This window comes from Agromyces neolithicus (assembly GCF_039529735.1).
Lineage (GTDB): Bacteria > Actinomycetota > Actinomycetes > Actinomycetales > Microbacteriaceae > Agromyces > Agromyces neolithicus.
This window is the reverse complement of sequence record NZ_BAAANJ010000004.1, coordinates 264,036-283,393: the sequence shown is the minus strand read 5'-3', so window position 1 is coordinate 283,393 and position 19,358 is coordinate 264,036. Positions and strand designations below refer to the sequence as shown.

The following is a 19,358-nucleotide window of genomic DNA, read 5'->3' as shown; positions in this document are numbered from 1 at the left end:
ACTCACGTACCATGCTTCACCCACCCACTCCCGACGAAGAGAGCGAGGACGGTCGATGACGACCAGAGCAACCGCGCGCACGCATCCGCGGCGCCACCCAGGGGCGCCCGACGCGCGGCGCATCCCAACGCGATCCAGGAGCCTGCCGCTCGCCGGCGTGCTCGCGATCGCACTGATCGCGCCGCTCGGCGCAGCGACCACGGCGGCGGCCGCGGAGGGCCCCGCTGCTGAAGCTGCGGCGGCCGTGGTCATCCCGCACCTGGAAGACGTCCGCGGCAACATCACCCTGCCGAGCGCGGGACTCGACGGCGCCGCGCTGAGCTGGGCCTCCAGCGAGCCGGATGTGATCACGAACGAAGGAATCGTCACTCGTCCGCCCACCGGGGCGGACGCAGCGCAGGTGACCCTGACGGCGACCGCGACGGTCGACGGCGAGTCCGCAACCCATGAGTACTCCGCGACGGTCGATCCGCTCCCCGCCGCCGAGCCCTATGCCGCCTACTTCTTCCCCCACTTCGTCGGCGAGTCGACCGACGACGGCGAGGAGATCACCTTCGCCGCGAGCGTCGGCAACGATCCCGAGGAGTGGATGACCCTCAACGACGGCGAGTCGGTGCTCGCGTCGACGCTCGGTGAGCAGGGCCTGCGCGATCCGTTCATCATCCGCTCGCCCGAGGGCGACCGCTTCTTCCTCATCGCGACCGACCTGAAGATCTTCGGCGGCGGCGACTTCGGCACCGCGCAGGAGACCGGCAGTCGCTCGATCATGGTCTGGGAATCGACCGACCTCGTGAACTGGTCCGAGCAGCGCGAGGTCGTCGTCGCCCCCGAGAACGCGGGGAACACCTGGGCGCCCGAGGCGTACTGGGATGACGCTGCAGGGGAGTACGTCGTGTACTGGGCATCGGCGCTCTACCCGGCCGACCTGCCGCCCGAGCAGCGTGACATCTCCACGAGCTACGAGCGCATGATGTACGCCACGACCCGCGACTTCGTCACGTTCTCGGAGCCGCAGGTCTGGATCGACGAGCCGCAGGGCGCCGGCCGGGGGATGATCGATTCCACGGTCGCCCGCCAGGACGGCGCGTACTACCGCCTCACCAAGGACGAGTCGTACATGGGCATGCGCCAGGAGCGCTCGACCGACCTGCGCCGCACGCAGGGCGTCAGCGAGGGCGACGGCTGGGAGCTCATGGCCGAGCGCATCGGCTTCGGCCAGCCCAATCCCTGGGGCGGCACGTTCACGGGCGGCGAGGGTCCGTCGGTCTTCCAGAGCAACACGGATGACACGTGGTACCTGCTGCAGGACCAGCCGTCGTACCACGGCGGCGAGGGCTACATGCTCTTCGAGACCAGCGATCTCGCGAGCGCCGAGTGGACGGCCGTGCCCAGCGCCAAGCTCCCGGCGAGCCCGCGTCACGGCACCGTGATCCCCGTCACGGCGAGCGAGTACCAGCGCCTGCTCGAGGCCTACCAGCCCGACGCGCTCGAGGAGGCGGTCACGGTCGCACCGGCCGAGACCTCGCTCGCGCCGGGCGCGACGCGGCAACTCGCGGCATCCGTCACGCCTGTCACCGCCGAAGACCGCAGCGTGACCTGGAGCTCGAGCGACGAGTCGGTCGCGACGGTCGACGCGAACGGTCTCGTGACTGCGGTCGCCGACGGCGTCGCGACCATCACGGCGGCCTCCACCCGAGGCACGTCCGGGCAGGCGGCGATCACCGTCGCATCGCCGGTCGCACCCGAGCTCCCCGGCGACGCGTGGGTCGACGAGTTCGACGCGGACGCGCTCAGCGATCGCTGGGGCATCGTCTCCGAGATCCCGAGTGCGTGGTCGCTCACCGAGAACCCGGGCTCACTCACGCTGCACTCGCAGCCGGGCGACACGTTCCAAGGTGACAACACGGCCGACAACGTGTTCCTGGTCGACGTGCCCACGGGCGACTTCACGGCGTACACGTCGGTGACGGGTGCCGTCTCGACGAACTTCCAAGGCGCCGGCCTCATCGCGATGGCCGACCTCGACGACTACCTGCGTGCTGGCCTGACCAACGTCAGCTTCGCGCCCGGCGGCCCCACCGTCATCGAGAACGGCGTCGAGGAGAACGCGGTCTACCGCTCGACGTTCACTGCACGCCCGGGGTCGACGCACGAGTACTTGCGCGTGCAGCGCACCGGCGACGAGATCGTCACCAGCTACTGGACCGGCTTCGAGTGGGCCGAGGCGGCCCGCGCGGCCGTCGGCTTCGACGTGACCCGCATCGGCCTGTACGCGCTCGCCGCCGGCGGCGCGCCGAGCCACGAGGTGCAGTTCGACTACCTCGCGCTCGTCGAGCCCGAGGGTGCCGACCAGGTTCCCGATGGCGCGTTCACGCTCACGCGCGACGGCGACGCGTCGCACCTGGCCGAGGTCGGGGACGACGGGTCCATCGGCTTCGTCGAGGAGCGCCCGTTCGCCGAACTCGCGCTCACGGCCGAGGAGCTCGCGGGCGAGGCATCCGCTCGCCCCGTCGCCCTGCGCGAGCAGGGTGGCGACCGCCCGGTGGTCGTTCGCGACGGCCAGGTCGGCTTCGGCGGCGACGCCGATGAGCCGACGGCGTTTCGCCTGACAGACGTCGGCGGCGGCAAGGTCGCGCTGCGCACGGCGACCGGCGACGCGTACGTCGGTGCCGACGCCGAGGGCCGTCTGGTGGTCGGTGACGAGGCGGATGCTGCGCGGCTCGCGGTCGTTCCCGTCGAGATCGCCGAGCACTCCATCGCGATCGACACTGCGGCCGAGCGCACCGACATGAGCGACGACCTCTACGGCATCTTCTACGAGGACATCAACTACGCCGCGGACGGCGGGCTGTACGCCGAACTCGTGCGCAACCGCTCGTTCGAGTTCTCGACCGCCGACAACGGCTCGTTCAACGCGCTCACGGCATGGCAGAAGGTCGAGCGCGGCGGCACCGGCACGATCGCGGTCGGCACCGACCGCGCCCGCTGGCTGAACGACTCGAACCGGGCGTCGCTCACGATCACGGCCGGCGCGGCCGGGGTCGGCGTGCGCAACATCGGGTTCAACCGCGGCATCGCGGTCGAGGAGGGCGAGAGCTACGACTTCTCGGTGTGGACGCGATCGGCGACCGCGCAGGACCTCACGGTCGCGGTCGAGAGCGCCGACGGCACGAACCGATATGCGATTGGCACCGTTTCGATCGCAGGCGACGACACCTGGCGTCAGGCTGAGGTGCGGCTCACCGCGAACGCGACGACCGACGCCGGTCGGCTGGTCGTGCTCACGGGTGCGGCCGGGTCGGTGCAGCTCGACATGGTCTCGCTCTTCCCAGTCGACACATGGGTCGGGCCGGTGAACGGCACGAGCGTCCTCCGCAAGGACCTCGCCGAGAAGGTGGCCGAGCTCGACCCGAGCTTCCTCCGGTTCCCCGGCGGCTGCGTCACCAACGTCGGCACGTTCGACACCTACCTCGAGTCCGACGGTCGGGACCGTCAGCGCACCTACCAGTGGAAGGAGACCATCGGACCGGTCGAAGAGCGGCCGACGAACTTCAACTTCTGGGGCTACAACCAGTCGTACGGCATCGGGTACCTCGAGTACCTCATGTGGGCCGAGGACCTCGGCGCGACGCCGCTGCCGGTCGTGTCGGTCGGCGCCAACGGTTGCGGCAGCCGTATTCCCGAGATGACGGATGACGCGCGCATCGCCCGCTGGGTGCAGGACACGGTCGACCTCATCGAGTTCGCGACCGGCGACGCGACGACCGAGTGGGGTGCGAAGCGCGCCGAGCTCGGCCACCCGGAGCCGTTCGACTTGCGCTATATCGGCCTCGGCAATGAGGAGAACACCGACACGTTCCAGGCGAACTTCCCGAAGTTCCGTGACGCGATCGCAGCCGCTTACCCCGAGATCACGATCATCTCGAACTCGGGGCCGGATGACACGGGCGCGCGCTTCGACGAGCTGTGGGAGTTCAACCGGGCGCAGGGTGTCGACATGGTCGACGAGCACTACTACAACGACCCGACCTGGTTCCTCCAGAACTCGGAGCGGTACGACTCGTACGACCGCGAGGGCCCGCACGTGTTCCTCGGCGAGTACGCCTCGCGCGGCAACACGTTCGGCAACGCGCTCGCCGAGGCGGCGTACATGACTGGCCTGGAGCGCAACTCCGACCTCGTCGAACTCGCCTCGTACGCGCCGATGTTCGCCAACGAGGACCACGTGCAGTGGGCGCCCGACATGATGTGGTTCGACAACGACCAGTCGTGGGGGTCGGTGAACTACTACACGCAGCAGATGTTCATGACGAACGTCGGCGACGAGGTGGTGCCGTCGACCCACACCGAGTCGCGGCCCGCGAACGAACTCGACGGCGGCGTGTTCCTGTCGACGTGGCGCACGAGCGCGGCCTACGACGACGTGACGGTCACCTCGAACGCCACCGGTGACGTGCTGCATTCCCAGACGTTCGAGGCGGGCACCGACTGGTCGCCGGTGACGGGTGCGTGGGGGGTACAGGGCGGTGAGTACGTGCAGTCGTCGACCTCAGTCGAGGACGCCCGCGCGCTCGCGCCCGACGCGTACGCGCAGGATTGGTCGAACTACACGCTCGAGCTCGACGCGCGCAAGCTCGCCGGGTCCGAGGGCTTCCTCATCGGCTTCGCGGCCGGCGGTGCGAACGACTACTACTGGTGGAACCTCGGCGGCTGGAACAACACTCGGATGGCCCTCCAGCACGCCTCTGGCGGATCGGCCAACGAGGTCGCGGCGGTCGAGAACCGGTCCATCCAGACCGGTCGCGACTACAAGGTGAAGGTGGTCGTGGATGGCTCGACCATCTCGCTGTACCTGGACGGCGAGCTGCAGCTCACCTACACCGAGCCGAGCGCGAAGGGCCTCTACCAGGTCGTCACGCACGACGAGGAGACGGGTGACACGGTGTTGAAGGTCGTCAACCCGACCGGCGCCACCGCGCGCACGGCGGTGTCGGTGACCGGCGGCATGGTCGTCGACGTCGACGTCGCGGTGACCGAGATGGTCGGGGCGCCGGGAGACGTGAACACCAAGGCCGAACCCGAACACCTCGTTCCGGTCGACCGCGAGTGGAACGGCGGCGCGAACGAGTTCACCTACGACTTCCCGGCGTACTCGATCACGTTCCTCTCGCTCTCCGAGCACGTGCCGACGTGCGAGGTCGACTACGTCGTCGAGGGCAATTCGACGAAAGCGTTCGACGCCACGCTCACCATCTCGAACACTGGCGACGAGCCGATCGCAGGATGGGAGCTCGGGTTCGAGTTCGACGGCTCGCAGACCGTTCGCAACGGCCGCGACGCGTTCTGGTCGCAGGACGGCGCGTCGGTGACCGCGACGAACCTGCCGTGGAACGGTCGGATCGAGCCGAGGTCGAGCATCGAGATCGGCTTCAACGGCCGCCTCAACGGCGACGGGAATGAGGCTCCCGCGACGTTCTCGCTGAACGGCGAGGTGTGCAGCTCGGTCGGGTGATCACAGGTTGACGCGGATGCCTCGGGGTCGTCGACCCCGAGGCATCCGTCGTCGTGTTCAGAACCCCCGGCGCCGGTACCTCTCGGTGCGGGCCCCGACGTCGTGGTGCGCGCCGCGACGCGCGATTGCGGCGCCACGCGTCAAAATCAGGCGTTCGCCCCGGCCGACCAGGCGGGCAACTGCTGCAGGGTCCAGCGATTCCCGTCGGGATCCTGCAGCGTGATGAACCGCCCCCACGCCTGCTCGTCGACGCCCTGGGCTTCGACGCCCTTCGCGTGCAGGTCGGCGAGCACCGCGTCGGCGTCGGCGATGACGACCTGGATCGAGTCCTGCTGGCCGGGCTTCAGGCCGCCGCCGAGCTCCTCGCCGATGGCGATCGAGCACGCCGACCCCGGAGGGGTCAACTGCACGAACCGCAGGCCCTCGTGCACGCGCTGGTCGTGGTCGGCGTTGAAGCCGAGCTTGTCGACGTAGAACTCCTTCGCGCGGTCGACGTCGGTGACGGGCACGAAGATGAGTTCGATCTTCCAGTCCATGGGTCTGCTCCTCGGTAGGGTCGTGGCGGCTCGTCTCATCGAAGCGCCTGCGCCCAGTCTGGCCAAGCATGCGGCCAGTTCCTGTCCGCTTCGGTCGAGCGGTCGACGTCGGCGATCGGATGACCCGGCGCGTGCTTTCGCCGCGAGTGCAGTCGTCGCCCCTACCAGGACGCGGGGTGCACTCTCGGGCGGCGCGGTGGAAGGATAGAGCCCATGGCACTGCACATCACCGGAGACTCCGCCGCCGACGAGCTGCTCAGCACCGACGCGTTCGCCCTGCTCACCGGCATGCTGCTCGACCAGCAGGTCGCAATGGAGACCGCGTTCGCCGGACCACTCAAGATCAAGCAGCGCCTCGGCGCGATCGACCCCGAGGCCGTCGCTGGCGACGATCCCGAGCACTTCGCCGAGCTGTTCAAGCAGACCCCGGCGGTGCACCGCTTCCCGGGCTCCATGGCGGGTCGGGTGCAGGCGCTCGCGCAGGCGGTCGTCGACGAGTGGGGCGGCGACGCCGCCGCGATCTGGCAGCAGGGCGATCCCGACGGCGCCGAGGTGCTGAAGCGGCTCAAGGCCCTGCCGGGGTTCGGCGAGCAGAAGGCGAAGATCTTCCTGGCCCTGCTCGGCAAGCAGCTCGGCGTCGAGGCGCAGGGCTGGCGTGAGGCATCCGGATCGTACGGAGAAGACGGCAGCCACCGCTCGGTCGCCGACATCACCGATCCCGAGTCGCTCGCCAAGGTGCGCGCCACGAAGCAGGCGGCGAAGGCCGCCGCCAAATCGGCCAAGGCCTGAGCCAGTTCGGCCCGTGACCTCGGTCTGGGGGCCCCCGGCTGCCGGCGGCCGGCTCGGTCCCGCAACGTAGGAACTTCTGCGCGACACGCCGCCCTCGCCAGCGCGACACGCCGCCCGGAAGACGGTTCTTCCTGCACTTGCAGGGGTCGCGAGGAGGAGCCCGTGGCGCGGCAGGCGCTCGCGGAGCTCAGCCGACGAGGAATTCCGCGATCGCGAGGGCCATCGAGTGCGGCTCGAACGCGTGGTTCTCCCCGGGGACCACCCGTGACTGTGCGTTCGGCATCGACGCGACGACGGATGCCGCTGCCGAGGTCATGATCGGCAGCGTCTGCTCGCCCACCATCACGAGGGTCGGCGCGGTGATGCCGCGCCAGAGCTCGGCGCGCGGAGCCGACTGCGTCCACGCGAGCGACTCGGCGTCGGGCTCGAGGCTCGGCGCGACCTCGAGCATCGCCGGCCACGCCGGACTCTGCTTTGCGCCCTCGAGCCACTCGGGCGGCATGTCGGCCATATAGGTCTCGAGCGTTCCCACCCGATCGCCGGCCGCGATGCGCTCGCGCAGCTCGGCAAGGAACACCGCGCCCTCGGTGCCGCCCTCGGGGTCGAGGGGCACCTCGAAGAGCGCGAGCTTCGACACGGGCAGGCCGGCGGCCGCGGCCGCGAGCGCGATCGACGCGCCCGAAGAACTGCCGAACAGCGCGATCGCGTCGTCAGTGCCGTCGAGCACGACATCGGTGAGTGCACGCACATCGGCGATGGTCTGCGCGAGCGTGATCGGCGCCTCGGCAGGGCTCTCGCCGCGGCCGCGCCGATCGAAGTTGACGACGTCGAACCCGTGGCTCGCGAGCAGGGCCGCCATCTCGACGGTCGTCGGGTCGAACGCGCGGAACTGCATGGCGGCCGCGATGAGGATCACCGGCGGACCGGATCCCTGCCGGTCGTAGGCGATGCGCGTGCCGTCGGCAGACGTCACGTACTCGGTCATGTGGCCCCCTTGCTCCCTTCCGCGCGTGCTCGTCAGGCTACGCCGCCCCGCCGACGTCCTCCACCCTCGCCGATCGAGTAGCGCCGCGCGGAGCGTGACGGGTATCGAGATCGACGTGAGTGGTCTCGATACGGCGCTGGCGCGCCTACTCGACCGGCGGGGTGCGGGTCTCGATACGGCGCTGGCGCGCCTACTCGACCGGCGAGCGGGGTGCGGGTCTCGATACGGCGCTGGCGCGCCTACTCGACCGGCGAGCGGGGTGCGGGTCTCGATACGGCGCTGGCGCGCCTACTCGACCGGCGGGGTGCGGGCGATGTCAGTGGGTGGTGGCATCGTGAGAGGTACAACACCACATATAGGGGTCGGGCGGTTTCGAGGCCCGAGGGCTCGTGGCCGCGACACGCCGCGACACGCCCGGCGGTACTCCACAGGCGAAGAGATCCGGTTCTTCTCGGGTGTGGATAACTCGAGCGGCTTCCGCGCAAACAGGCCGATCCACGCGACATCCGTTGTTCACAACCGGTGGAGAACTCGGTGGATAACTACACGAATGTAACTACATCATGTTGTGGCAGTCGAGTTCAGCGAACACTAGATGTAGTATTAGAAGTCCAGAAACACACACCGGGGGAAGGCCCTGAAAAGGGCAGAGAACGAGGGGAAAACCATGACGGTCACGGTCTACACCAAGCCTTCTTGCGTGCAGTGCAACGCGACGTATCGCGCCCTCGACAGCAAGGGCATCGAGTACGAAGTGCTCGACCTGTCTGTCGACGAGACCGCACTCGCGCAGGTCAAAGAACTCGGCTACCTGCAGGCCCCGGTCGTCATCACCGATGAGGGTCACTGGTCGGGCTTTCGCCCCGACAAGATCGACGAACTGGCGTCGCGCTTGGCCTGAGCGGGTTTCGGGTCTCGATACGGCGCCGGCGCGCCTACTCGACCACCGAGTTCTACCGGCGAGGGACGAACCATGACGAACCTGGTCTACTTCTCGAGCGTCTCGGGCAACACGCAGCGCTTCATCGAGAAGCTGGGCCGCCCGGCGACCCGCATCCCGCTGTACGCACGTGAGCAAGGGCTGCACGTGGACGAGCCGTACGTGCTCGTGCTCCCGACCTACGGTGGCGGCGACGGCAAAGGCGCCGTGCCGAAGCAGGTCATCCGCTTCCTGAACGATCCCGAGAATCGTTCGTACATCCGCGGCGTCATCAGCGCCGGCAACACCAACTTCGGTTCGGCCTTCGGCCTCGCCGGCGACATCATCGCCGCGAAGTGCCACGTGCCGCACCTCTACCGCTTCGAAGTATTCGGAACCCCAGACGACGTTCGCGCCGTCAACGATGGATTGGACGCATTTTGGTTACAACAGGCACAACCGCAGCAGCAACAGATGGCGTAGTGCTCATGGACGCCCCGCGCGTGGCCAGCGGCATGGACTACCACTCGCTCAACGCGATGCTGAACCTCTACGGCGAGAACGGCGAGATCCAGTTCGACAAAGACCGTGAGGCGGCACGCGAGTACTTCCTGCAGCACGTCAACCAGAACACCGTCTTCTTCCACTCGCTGAAAGAGCGGCTCGACTACCTCGTCGAGAAGGAGTACTACGAGCCCGAGGTGCTGGCGCAGTATGACTTCGCCTTCATCCAGAAGCTCAACGACCTCGCGTACTCGAAGAAGTTCCGCTTCGAGACGTTCCTCGGCGCGTTCAAGTACTACACGAGCTACACGCTGAAGACCTTCGACGGCAAGCGGTACCTCGAGCGCTTCGAAGACCGCGTCGTGATGACCGCGCTCGGGCTCGCGCAGGGCGACGAGCAGCTCGCCACCGACCTGGTCGAAGAGATCATCGGCGGCCGCTTCCAGCCGGCCACCCCTACGTTCCTCAACACGGGCAAGGCGCAGCGCGGCGAGCTCGTCAGCTGCTTCCTGCTGCGCATCGAAGACAACATGGAGTCGATCTCGCGCGGCATCAACTCGTCGCTGCAACTCTCGAAGCGCGGCGGCGGCGTGGCGCTGCTGCTCAGCAACATCCGCGAGTCGGGCGCGCCCATCAAGCAGATCGAGAACCAGTCGTCGGGCATCATCCCCGTCATGAAGCTGCTCGAAGACAGCTTCAGCTACGCCAACCAGCTCGGTGCACGCCAGGGCGCCGGCGCCGTGTACCTCAGCGCACACCACCCCGACATCATGCGGTTCCTCGACACCAAGCGCGAGAACGCCGACGAGAAGATCCGCATCAAGACGCTCTCACTTGGCGTGGTCGTGCCCGACATCACGTTCGAGCTCGCCAAGAACAACGAAGACATGTACCTCTTCTCGCCGTACGACGTCGAGAAGGTCTACGGCAAGCCGTTCGGCGACGTGCCGATCACCGAGAACTACCGCGAGATGGTCGACAACCCGCGCATCAAGAAGACCAAGATCAACGCGCGCGAGTTCTTCCAGACGATCGCCGAGATCCAGTTCGAGAGCGGCTACCCGTACATCGTGTTCGAAGACACGGTGAACAAGGCGAACCCCATCAAGGGCCGCATCAACATGTCGAACCTCTGCTCGGAGATCTTGCAGGTCAACACCCCGACGACGTACAACGAAGACCTGTCGTACGACCAGATCGGCAAAGACATCAGCTGCAACCTCGGTTCGCTGAACATCGCCCTCACGATGGATGGGCCCGACTTCGGCAAGACCGTCGAGACCGCCATCCGCGGCCTCAGCTCGGTGTCGAACCAGAGCCACATCAGCTCGGTGCGCTCGATCGAAGACGGCAACGACAAGTCGCATGCCATCGGCCTCGGCCAGATGAACCTGCACGGCTACCTCGCCCGCGAGCGCATCTTCTACGGCAGCGAAGAGGGCATCGACTTCACGAACATCTACTTCTACACGGTGCTGTTCCACGCGCTGCGCGCGTCGAACCGCATCTCGATCGAGCGCGGCGAGGTGTTCGAGGGCTTCGCCGATTCGAAGTACGCGAGCGGCGAATTCTTCGAGAAGTACACGGATGCCCCGTGGGTGCCGTCGACCGCGAAGGTCACGCAGCTCTTCGCCGACGCCGGGGTGCACATCCCGACACAAGAGGATTGGCGCGAGCTCGCGGCATCCGTCAAAGAGCACGGCATCTACAACCAGAACCTGCAGGCCGTGCCGCCCACCGGGTCGATCTCGTACATCAACAACTCGACGGCGTCGATCCACCCGATCGCGTCGAAGATCGAGATCCGCAAAGAGGGCAAGCTCGGTCGCGTGTACTACCCGGCGGCGTTCATGACGAACGACAACCTCGAGTACTACCAGGACGCGTATGAGATCGGCTACGAGAAGGTCATCGACACCTATGCCGCGGCGACGCAGCACGTCGACCAGGGCCTGTCGCTCACGCTGTTCTTCAAAGACACGGCGACGACGCGCGACATCAACCGGGCGCAGATCTACGCGTGGAAGAAGGGGATCAAGACGATCTACTACATCCGCCTGCGGCAGATGGCGCTCGAGGGCACGGAATTGGATATGTGCGTCAGCTGCACTTTGTGAGCATGTCTCACATTCCGCCGGTCGAGTAGGCGCGCCAGCGCCGTATCGAGACCAGCCAGCCCGAGACATCAGCCCGCGACATCCGATCTCACAAAGGAACCGACATGACCCTCACAGACCCGGTCAACTCCGCAAGCAACGATCCGGCGCACACGGGCGGAAAGCTGAAGCTCGTCGATCACGTCAACGCGATCAACTGGAATCGCATCCAAGACGATAAAGACCTCGAGGTCTGGAACCGCCTCGTCAACAACTTCTGGCTGCCCGAGAAGGTACCGCTGTCGAACGACGTGCAGTCGTGGAACACGCTGACGCCTGAAGAGCAGACGCTCACGATGCGCGTGTTCACCGGGCTCACGTTGCTCGACACGATCCAGGGCACAGTGGGTGCGGTGTCGCTCATCCCCGATTCGCTGACCCCGCACGAAGAGGCGGTGTACACGAACATCGCATTCATGGAGTCGGTGCACGCGAAGAGCTACTCGTCGATCTTCTCGACGCTGTGCTCGACGAAGGACATCGACGACGCCTTCCGCTGGTCGGTCGAGAACGAGAACCTGCAGAAGAAGGCTGCGATCGTCATGGAGTACTACCGTGGCGACGAGCCCCTGAAGCGCAAGGTCGCCTCGACGCTGCTCGAGAGCTTCCTCTTCTACTCGGGCTTCTACCTGCCGATGTACTGGTCGTCGCGGGCGAAGCTCACCAACACCGCCGACCTGATTCGCCTCATCATTCGCGACGAGGCGGTGCACGGGTACTACATCGGCTACAAGTTCCAGAAGGGGCTCGAGCAGGTCGACCAGACCAAGCGCGACGACCTGAAGGACTACACGTTCTCGCTGCTCTACGAGCTGTACGACAACGAGGTGCAGTACACGCAAGACCTCTACGACGGCGTCGGCCTGACCGAAGACGTCAAGAAGTTCCTGCACTACAACGCCAACAAGGCCCTCATGAATCTCGGCTACGAGCCGATGTTCCCGAAGACCGTCACCGACGTGAACCCGGCGATCCTCTCGGCGCTCTCGCCGAACGCCGACGAGAACCACGACTTCTTCTCGGGGAGTGGCTCGTCGTATGTGATCGGCAAGGCCGTGGTTACTGAGGATGAGGACTGGGACTTCTGATATTCAGGTCCTTCCTGCCAGGTGGGCAGGGTGAGGCGCCGTCCGGGTTGTCACGCCATCGATCGCCGCTGCCGCGACCGATCGGGCGTGCACACCGAGCCCAACGCTCGTACGCTCATAGACACGGGGCCTCCCACAACTGTCGGATAGGCCGGGCAGGCGGCCCCTGCCGGTAACCCACGAGTACTTGTGAGCGAGGCCCCGCCCGCGACGCCATCACCCAGAAGGGGTCACTACATACCGTCAAGCCGGCCGAACGATCAGCGGGCCCCGCGAGCAGGTCGGCAGCCCGCGTCGGCGGACGTCGTCGCCCCGCTCCCATGGGAACGACGACCTCCGTCCACTCGATTCGGCGGCGGATGCTCAGGCCGGGCCGAGGTCGCGCATCGCGTTGCCCGCTGTCGGGTTGGCGGGCCTCACCTTGCGACGCTTGCCGCCGACCACGACCGTGACATTGGCCAGGTTCGGCGTCCGGTCGGCGACGATGTCGTACGAAACGACTTCGCCATTGCGCCACTCGCAACTCACCGAGTAGCCGCCGCGGGCGCGGAGCCCGGTGAACGAGCCCGAGGCTGCCCAGTCGGAAGGCAGCGCCGGCAGCAGCCGGACGACACCGTCGTGGCTCTGCAGCAGCATCTCGGCGATCGCTCCGGTGATGCCGAAGTTGCCGTCGAGCTGGAACGGCGGGTGGTCGCACCACAGGTTCGACAGCGTGTTGTAGGTGAGCAGGCCGCGCACCATGATGCGAGCGCGTTCGGCGTCGCCGAGGCGGGCGAACAGGGCGGTGCGCCACGGCCAGGTCCACGATCGGCGGCTGTCGCCCGAGACGGTTGCCGCAGTAAACGGCACGCCCTCCTTCTCGCCGCAGCGGGCCTTCAGCGATACGAGCGCGGCCGCCGCGAAGTCGGGCGACTCGGGCGTGATCTGCCGGCCGGGGTAGACCGCGAACAGGTGCGAGGTGTGCCGGTGGATGTCGGTGGGGCTGTCACGGTCGGTCTGCCACTCCTGCAGTTGTCCCCAGCTCCCGATCTTGTTGGGGGCCAGCCGCGACTGCAGGTCGGCGATCGTGGCCCGGTAGTCAGGGTCGATATCGAGGGCGTCGGCGCAGTCGAGGTAGTTCTGGAAGAGGTCCCAGATGATCTGCTGGTCGTACGTCACGCCGTCTTCGTGGGGGCCGTGCTCGGGCGACCAGCCGTTGGGTGAGACGAGGGTGCCGTCGGGCAGCTCCTTCAGGCGGTCCTGCCAGAACTCGCAGATCTCCTTGATCATCGGGTAGGCGACCTCGCGCAGATAGGTCTTGTCGTGTGTGAACGCCCAGTGCTCATAGAGGTGCTGCACGTACCAGGCGCTCGCAACCGTGTTCCACTGCCACGAGTTGCCGCCGAAGATCGACTGCGAGGTGCGGGCCGTCCAGCCGCGGACGTCGCCGAAGGCGTTGCGGGTGGCGATGCGGCTCGGCACCGCGACCTGCTGCACGAACGCGATGAGGGCTTCGTGCGACTCGGGCAGGTCTGTCGTCTCGGCGCCCCAGTAGTTCATCTGCACGTTGATGTTGGTGTGATAGTCGCTCGCCCACGGCGGTTGGTTGCTGTTGTTCCAGAGGCCCTGCAGGTTGGCGGGCAGCCCGCCGGGGCGCGACGAACTGAACAGCAGGTAGCGGCCGAAGTCGTACATCGTCTGCTCGAGAGTCGGGTCGGCGTCGCCTGAGCGGTAGCGCGCGAGCCGCGCCGTCATGGGCAGCGCGAGTACCGCGGCATCCGTCTGCCCCCACTCGACCGCGGCACGTGACATGACCTCCGAGACCTGAGCAACGTGCGCCTCACGGAGGGCATCGAAGCCTCGCGCGGCCGCCGCGTCGAGTGCCGCGTCGATGCCCGGCTGTGGCGGGTTGCCACGCCACTCGTCGGCGGCGCTCAGCTTGTAGTCGGTGCGTGCGTCGAGCAGGAGCGTGATGACGGATGCCCCGGACACGCGCAGGGCGTTACCGTCGGCGGTCACTTGACCGTCGGTGTGGGCGAGGCGCAGCGTGGCCGCATGGCTGAGACCGTTGCCCATCGTGCCCGCGAACCCGATGCGGGCGGTGGCTGCGTCGACCGTGGTCGGCGATGCCTCCTGTCCGGAAACGAGGGTGATCACGCCGTTGAGGGCGCCGGCCGTGTCGCTCGTGTACCGCAGGACCATGAGATCGGCCTCTCGGCTCGCAAATGCCTCGCGGAGCACAGTGCCGGCGACCGTGGCGAAGTGCGTCGCATGCACGCCGATCGTCGGGTCGAGCGCCCGTCGGTACGCGACCACCGCGCGCTGCCCGCGCGTGTCGAAGCCGCTGCCGGTGAAGGCGACACCCGCGAGGCGGAACGCCCCGGGTGCGTTGAACGTGAGCCGGTAATGGCTGTACGCCGTGCCGTTGGCGAACGAGAACGGCATCGCTTCGCCTCGGTTCGCGAACGCGACTCCCGACTTGGTGTCGAGGGTCTGCCAGTTCAGGCCATCGTTCGACGCCGCGAGCATCCAATCGCGCGGGTCGGTCTCTGGGGCGTCGGGGGCGCTCGTCAGGACATAGCCGTTGAGGGCGCGGCTGGTGCCGAGCTCGAGCTGCCAGACAGCGCCGGCGCCGGCATCGTCGACCTGCCAGACGGTGGATGCCTCCCCGTCGACGCTGCCGACGAGTGAATCGGCGTGCCCGCTCGGCGAGGACACGTAGACGGAATCGCCCTGTGCCAGATCGACACCTCCCAGCCCGATCTCGGAGACCTGGAAGTGGCTCACGCCCGCCTTCGGCACGAAGTCGATGCGGTAGAAGCGAAAGGCGGTCGTGTTCGCGAAGTCGTAGGTCTTGGTTTGGAAACGCTGCTCGAACGGTGCTCCGGAGCGTGCGTCGAGCGCGGCCCAGCTGCTGCCGTCGTTCGAGCCGAGTACCGTCCACTCCTGCGGGTCACGGTTCGGCACATCGTTGGCGCTCGTGAAGCTGTACGACGAGACGACCGCGGGCGCCTGCAGCTCGACCTGCCACAGCACGTGCGCCGGCGGGCCGTCGATGCACCATTTGGTGCCGGGCCGGCCGTCGTACGTCTTCTCGAAGTTCTCGGAACCCGACGTCCGATACGGCCCGCCGGGGGCGGTCACGTTGACGGCCGCGGCGAACGAGATCGTGGCCGTGCCGAAGTCGCGGTACGAGCCGAACCCGGTCATGCTCGTGTCGTACGCCCCGTCGGGTCGGCCGGCGAGCGCGTTGTCGTAATTGTTCACGCCACCCCAGAGGCTCTGCTCGTTGAACTGCACGACCTCCTCATCGGGGTTACCGAAGAGCTTCGCGCCGAGCCGGCCATTGCCGATCGGCAGCGCCTGCCGCTCCCAGTCGGTAGCAGGCGTGCCGTACCAGAGGGCCTTCGGCGAGAGCTCGGGCATGGGGATCGCGCCGGCGGCGACGGCCGAGGCGCGCCCACCCTCGAGCGCGGTGGCGGGACGAGCCGCGAGGAACTGGGGGAACAGCGGGGCGAGCGCGACGAGTCCGCCGAGCTGCAGCGCGCGACGGCGCGGAATCTCGCGTTCGAGCATAGGAACCTCCTGGAGCATCATTGATCAGGTGTCTCGACCGGAAATGTCGCAAGACTACGCGAGATCTCCGCCTTGAACTCATATTTGCGGATTAAAGATCAGATGTATAGAGCAGAAGGCATCATCTGTTGGAGTGTTTGCCGCCAGCGGGGCCCGGCCCGAGGTGGCCGAGCCCCGCTGGCACGGGTCACTCGCAGCTGATCGCGCCGAACGGCACACCGAAATGGTGCGCGACACGGGTTGGCCGTCGACCTCGGCGGTCGCCGTGACGGTGGCGTTGCTGCCCTCGAAAGCGCTGAGTCGGGTCGCGATGACGCGCGACTGCTCGGCACCCGGCTGCACGGCTTGGATGGAACGCGTTGTCGCCTTCGCCGTGATCTCTGCGCCCACCGGAAAGGCCTCGTGGTTGCCGACTGCCACCTCGAAGAACACCAGCGGCCCGCGACAGATGCTCGTCGCAGTCGCCGACACGTCGAGTGCGGCTTGATGTGGATCGCCGCCGCGCCGGCAAGTCTGCCTTCCGAGTCCTGTACGACGACGCGGGCGTCCCCGGTGGAGGTGTCGGCGGGGATCGTCACGACGGCAGTCTGTTGATCGTCGCCCCGCACCCAGCCGAGCGATGTCGCGCCGGGCTGCAGAGCGACGTGGAACCACTGGTTGACGGGAATGTCGGCGAGGGTCAGCTGCTCGCCGGGCGTGACGGTCGCGCCGTCGATGCCGAGCGCGAGTTCGCCGGTCTCATGGTCAGCGGGGTCGACGATCTCGGCGGGCGGCTCGGTCGGCGAGGGCTCCTCGCCCGTCGGGGCCCCCACAGCACGAGCTCGGCCGCGCCGCCGAACGGCCCGCCGTTCTGCGCCGATGTCCCGGTCAGCCGGAGGTAACGCGCAGTGACCGGTTCCCCAGTCGTCACGGTCTGCCGCTCCCACGTGGTCCACTCACCGGACGCGACCTCGGTCCAGGTCTCGCCGTCGTCGCTCACCCTCGAGGACGTACCCCTCGGCACCCCGTTCCCGGTTCCGCCGACCGGGCGCGGGACGTAGTCGAACGATGTCCACGTCGTTGTCTCGCCCGTGTCGATGGTGATGCTGTGCGGGAACTGGTCGATCGACGGCTGGTACTGCGAATGCCACATGGCGCCGAGGTCACCGTCGATCGCGTTGGACGCACGACCGTTCTCGCCGGTCGTCTCCTCGCTCGTCGTGGTTGCCGTCCAGCCGCTCGGGTCGATCGGATCGGGATCGGGATCCAGCGGCGACGCGCAAACCGGCTCACCTCGGGCGCGACGATCGTGTGCTTCACGTACAGTTCCTGCAGTCCGAGGCCGAGGGCGAAGTACGCCTTCGCGCTGCTGGCGATGTCGGCCTGCACCACGGGCTTTGTCGGGTCGGTGTCCTGAACGAAATGCGGGTTGGATGCGCCCTGGCTGAACACGAAACCGTGGTTCATGATCGAGGTCGTCGGAAACAGCGGGTTCTCGCCCGTCAGGTTCTTCATCGACTCGTCATCGCGGTGGAGCGCGGGTAGTCCCAGCCGTCGTCGACCCGGAACGAGTCGATCTTCGCGTCACGTTCGGTGAGTTGACCGCCGAAGATTTCGATCGCTCGGTTGAGTGCCTGGGAGTCGATCATGAGCCCGGGGGGCTTCAGGTCATACCAGGTCTGGTAATGCAGGAACGTGTGCCGTGCGTGCGCACGCGGGCCGTGGTGCGTCTGGACATGAGGCGGCCGAGAACTGCTCCCACCCGGTTCGACGTCCCGTCAATGACACTCGATGAATGAGTCCTAACGGCCTCGCGGCGTGGACGCTGTTAATCGCTGGCGGAGGGTGTTGAACCGCGTGTGTGAATACTCAACTCAACACCTTCCTGGTCACACTGTATGTCCATCTCGACGACCGAGTCTTCGCCACGCTCGGCTGTCGCGTGACCGCGTTCCCGGCCGGAAACCGCGGCTGAACGACGTCGAACTCGTCTGCCTGTTCGTCGCCCGGCACCTGCTCGACATACATCGCAGAGAACTACTGAGGATCGCTCCAGCGGGCGGAGACTTTCGTGCAACCGCCCGTTTCGTTGCTGGCCGAATCTGGAAGATTCCTGGAAGCATGATTCTGTAGGGAATCACCTGTATCCTTGCGGTGTCGGTTTCACGGGATTCTTGGAGGCTTGTGATGGAACTCAGCATGCCGTTGGTGAGCGTCTTCGGCCGAGTCGATGGTGCCGTGCTCACGGCCCTTTCGCGAGGGTCCGCATCGCTCAACGGTCGACAGATCGAGCGGCTTCTCGGGGGCTCGGTCAGTATTAAAGGCGTGCAGGGTGCGCTCGCTCGGTTGGTTCGCACCGGGCTCGTTCTCGCCGTCCATCGTCAAGCCGAAACACTGTACCGAGCAAATCGAGACCACCTTCTCTGGCCGGCGGTCATGGCGGCTGCGGATTCCCTGCCGTTGCTTCGCCGACGCATCCGAGACCTCGCTGACCGGTCGGCACCTGCCGGAGCATCCATCGTGCTGTACGGCTCTGTCGAACGCGGCGACTCGACAGGTGCGTCTGACGTCGACCTCTTGGTGATCCTTCCCGATGGCGCTTCTGTAGAGGTAGGCGGCGACTTCGTCGACGAGCTGGCGAGGAGCGTTGAGCTCTGGAGCGGCAACTCGGCGCAGGTCATCCAGATGAGAGAGAGCGAGCTTCGGGAGTCGGCTCAACGCGATGATCCGCTGGTGGATCTCTGGATGCACGCAAGTGAAGTACTCGTCGGGCAGCTGCCGGAGGTGGTGTGACCGTGTCGAGACGGGTCGGAAAGCGGCACTCCATGGATGCCGTAGCTATTGCAGCTCGCCTCGCGGATGCTCGGAAGTTCCTCGATGCGGCAGATCTGTATCTCGGCGAGGAAGATGTCGCCTCATGGAAGGTCGCCGGCTCCAACGCCGTGAACGCTGGCATCGCGGCTTCGGATGTGATCTGCGGCGTCGTCCTCGGTGAGTGCTCGAGGAGCGGGAACCACGACGATGCGCTTGTGGTTCTCTGGGAAGCGACGCAACCTGATCCGGCTCCGAGAAGGCACCTTCGAGCGCTACTCTCCGAGAAAAGTGACTACCAATACGGCACGAACGGTGTGCGACAGCAGGCGGCTGCGGCGCTGGTCGAGCATGCCCGGGATCTGGTGGAGGAGTCATCGCGCCGCTCCGGCGGGCGATGAGGACGAATCGTATGACCACGCCGGCCGAGTTCATCGATCGCGAGCTGCGGGCCGAGGGCACGGAATTGCGGTGGTCGAAGTCGAACGATCCGAGCCTGCGCCGTGCCGCTGAGTTGCTGCGAA

General features: G+C 66.9%; 14 protein-coding genes and 1 pseudogene. 9 read left to right on the top strand and 6 right to left on the bottom strand.

All coding sequences use genetic code 11. From position 1 onward, the window contains the following. Window positions 1-55 precede the first annotated feature (55 nt). Window positions 56-5,512 (top strand): alpha-L-arabinofuranosidase C-terminal domain-containing protein, encoded by a 5,457-nt coding sequence (locus ABD164_RS06820; protein ID WP_344294771.1) that lies wholly within the window; start codon window positions 56-58, stop codon window positions 5,510-5,512. A 146-nt stretch (window positions 5,513-5,658) separates the two neighbouring features. On the opposite strand, the gene ABD164_RS06815 is transcribed toward ABD164_RS06820, so the two are convergent. After that, window positions 5,659-6,048, bottom strand: coding sequence for a glyoxalase superfamily protein (locus ABD164_RS06815; protein WP_344294770.1), 390 nt, complete (start codon window positions 6,046-6,048; stop codon window positions 5,659-5,661). A 213-nt stretch (window positions 6,049-6,261) separates the two neighbouring features. Here ABD164_RS06815 and ABD164_RS06810 point away from each other — a divergent pair, with 213 nt between their 5' ends. Further along, window positions 6,262-6,837, top strand: coding sequence for an HhH-GPD-type base excision DNA repair protein (locus ABD164_RS06810; RefSeq protein WP_344294768.1), 576 nt, complete (start codon window positions 6,262-6,264; stop codon window positions 6,835-6,837). Between the two features lie 187 nt (window positions 6,838-7,024). On the opposite strand, the gene ABD164_RS06805 is transcribed toward ABD164_RS06810, so the two are convergent. Then, window positions 7,025-7,822: an alpha/beta fold hydrolase gene (locus tag ABD164_RS06805; RefSeq protein WP_344294766.1), complete on the bottom strand. Its 798-nt coding sequence runs from the start codon at window positions 7,820-7,822 to the stop codon at window positions 7,025-7,027. A 667-nt stretch (window positions 7,823-8,489) separates the two neighbouring features. On the opposite strand from ABD164_RS06805, the gene nrdH reads away from it, so the two are divergent. The 4 genes from nrdH to nrdF all read left to right on the top strand — a co-directional run bounded on the left by nrdH (window position 8,490) and on the right by nrdF (window position 12,489). Next, the gene (nrdH, locus tag ABD164_RS06800; protein WP_344294764.1) at window positions 8,490-8,723 is read left to right on the top strand and encodes a glutaredoxin-like protein NrdH; all 234 of its coding nucleotides are present in this window, start codon (window positions 8,490-8,492) and stop codon (window positions 8,721-8,723) included. Between the two features lie 72 nt (window positions 8,724-8,795). Continuing rightward, window positions 8,796-9,224 (top strand): class Ib ribonucleoside-diphosphate reductase assembly flavoprotein NrdI, encoded by a 429-nt coding sequence (gene nrdI / locus ABD164_RS06795; RefSeq protein ID WP_344294762.1) that lies wholly within the window; start codon window positions 8,796-8,798, stop codon window positions 9,222-9,224. Between the two features lie 5 nt (window positions 9,225-9,229). Further along, complete coding sequence (gene nrdE, locus ABD164_RS06790) at window positions 9,230-11,362, top strand: class 1b ribonucleoside-diphosphate reductase subunit alpha (RefSeq protein ID WP_344294760.1); 2,133 nt, start codon at window positions 9,230-9,232, stop codon at window positions 11,360-11,362. 104 nt (window positions 11,363-11,466) lie between these two features. Further along, the gene (gene nrdF, locus ABD164_RS06785; protein ID WP_344294757.1) at window positions 11,467-12,489 is read left to right on the top strand and encodes a class 1b ribonucleoside-diphosphate reductase subunit beta; all 1,023 of its coding nucleotides are present in this window, start codon (window positions 11,467-11,469) and stop codon (window positions 12,487-12,489) included. Between the two features lie 363 nt (window positions 12,490-12,852). On the opposite strand, the gene ABD164_RS06780 is transcribed toward nrdF, so the two are convergent. The 4 genes from ABD164_RS06780 to ABD164_RS06765 all read right to left on the bottom strand — a co-directional run bounded on the left by ABD164_RS06780 (window position 12,853) and on the right by ABD164_RS06765 (window position 17,672). Continuing rightward, a complete protein-coding gene (locus tag ABD164_RS06780; protein WP_344294755.1) occupies window positions 12,853-16,044 on the bottom strand; it encodes a glycosyl hydrolase family 95 catalytic domain-containing protein in 3,192 nt (1,063 codons plus the stop codon). 78 nt (window positions 16,045-16,122) lie between these two features. Beyond that, a complete protein-coding gene (locus ABD164_RS06775) occupies window positions 16,123-16,515 on the bottom strand; it encodes a hypothetical protein (RefSeq protein ID WP_344294753.1) in 393 nt (130 codons plus the stop codon). Between the two features lie 208 nt (window positions 16,516-16,723). Beyond that, window positions 16,724-17,197, bottom strand: a complete 474-nt coding sequence (locus ABD164_RS18030) for a discoidin domain-containing protein (RefSeq protein WP_425545916.1) — start codon at window positions 17,195-17,197, stop codon at window positions 16,724-16,726. A gap of 337 nt (window positions 17,198-17,534) precedes the next feature. Next, window positions 17,535-17,672: a hypothetical protein gene (locus ABD164_RS06765; RefSeq protein WP_344294749.1), complete on the bottom strand. Its 138-nt coding sequence runs from the start codon at window positions 17,670-17,672 to the stop codon at window positions 17,535-17,537. A gap of 212 nt (window positions 17,673-17,884) precedes the next feature. Here ABD164_RS06765 and ABD164_RS18025 point away from each other — a divergent pair. The 3 genes and pseudogenes from ABD164_RS18025 to ABD164_RS06755 form a co-directional block, all read left to right on the top strand. Further along, a pseudogene (locus tag ABD164_RS18025) lies at window positions 17,885-18,048 on the top strand (IS982 family transposase); the annotation flags it as partial. A gap of 162 nt (window positions 18,049-18,210) precedes the next feature. Continuing rightward, window positions 18,211-18,816, top strand: a complete 606-nt coding sequence (locus ABD164_RS06760; protein ID WP_344294747.1) for a nucleotidyltransferase family protein — start codon at window positions 18,211-18,213, stop codon at window positions 18,814-18,816. Between the two features lie 32 nt (window positions 18,817-18,848). Continuing rightward, window positions 18,849-19,235: a hypothetical protein gene (locus ABD164_RS06755; protein WP_344294746.1), complete on the top strand. Its 387-nt coding sequence runs from the start codon at window positions 18,849-18,851 to the stop codon at window positions 19,233-19,235. The last annotated feature ends 123 nt before the right edge of the window (window positions 19,236-19,358 follow it).

Bases quoted from the DNA above. Each gene is read 5' to 3' on its own strand.
- ABD164_RS06820 (WP_344294771.1), top strand. From the start codon at position 56: ATGACGACCAGAGCAACCGCGCGCACGCATCCGCGGCGCCACCCAGGG.
- ABD164_RS06815 (WP_344294770.1), bottom strand. From the start codon at position 6,048: ATGGACTGGAAGATCGAACTCATCTTCGTGCCCGTCACCGACGTCGAC.
- ABD164_RS06810 (WP_344294768.1), top strand. From the start codon at position 6,262: ATGGCACTGCACATCACCGGAGACTCCGCCGCCGACGAGCTGCTCAGC.
- ABD164_RS06805 (WP_344294766.1), bottom strand. From the start codon at position 7,822: ATGACCGAGTACGTGACGTCTGCCGACGGCACGCGCATCGCCTACGAC.
- nrdH (WP_344294764.1), top strand. From the start codon at position 8,490: ATGACGGTCACGGTCTACACCAAGCCTTCTTGCGTGCAGTGCAACGCG.
- nrdI (WP_344294762.1), top strand. From the start codon at position 8,796: ATGACGAACCTGGTCTACTTCTCGAGCGTCTCGGGCAACACGCAGCGC.
- nrdE (WP_344294760.1), top strand. From the start codon at position 9,230: ATGGACGCCCCGCGCGTGGCCAGCGGCATGGACTACCACTCGCTCAAC.
- nrdF (WP_344294757.1), top strand. From the start codon at position 11,467: ATGACCCTCACAGACCCGGTCAACTCCGCAAGCAACGATCCGGCGCAC.
- ABD164_RS06780 (WP_344294755.1), bottom strand. From the start codon at position 16,044: ATGCTCGAACGCGAGATTCCGCGCCGTCGCGCGCTGCAGCTCGGCGGA.
- ABD164_RS06765 (WP_344294749.1), bottom strand. From the start codon at position 17,672: ATGATCGACTCCCAGGCACTCAACCGAGCGATCGAAATCTTCGGCGGT.
- ABD164_RS06760 (WP_344294747.1), top strand. From the start codon at position 18,211: ATGGAACTCAGCATGCCGTTGGTGAGCGTCTTCGGCCGAGTCGATGGT.
- ABD164_RS06755 (WP_344294746.1), top strand. From the start codon at position 18,849: ATGGATGCCGTAGCTATTGCAGCTCGCCTCGCGGATGCTCGGAAGTTC.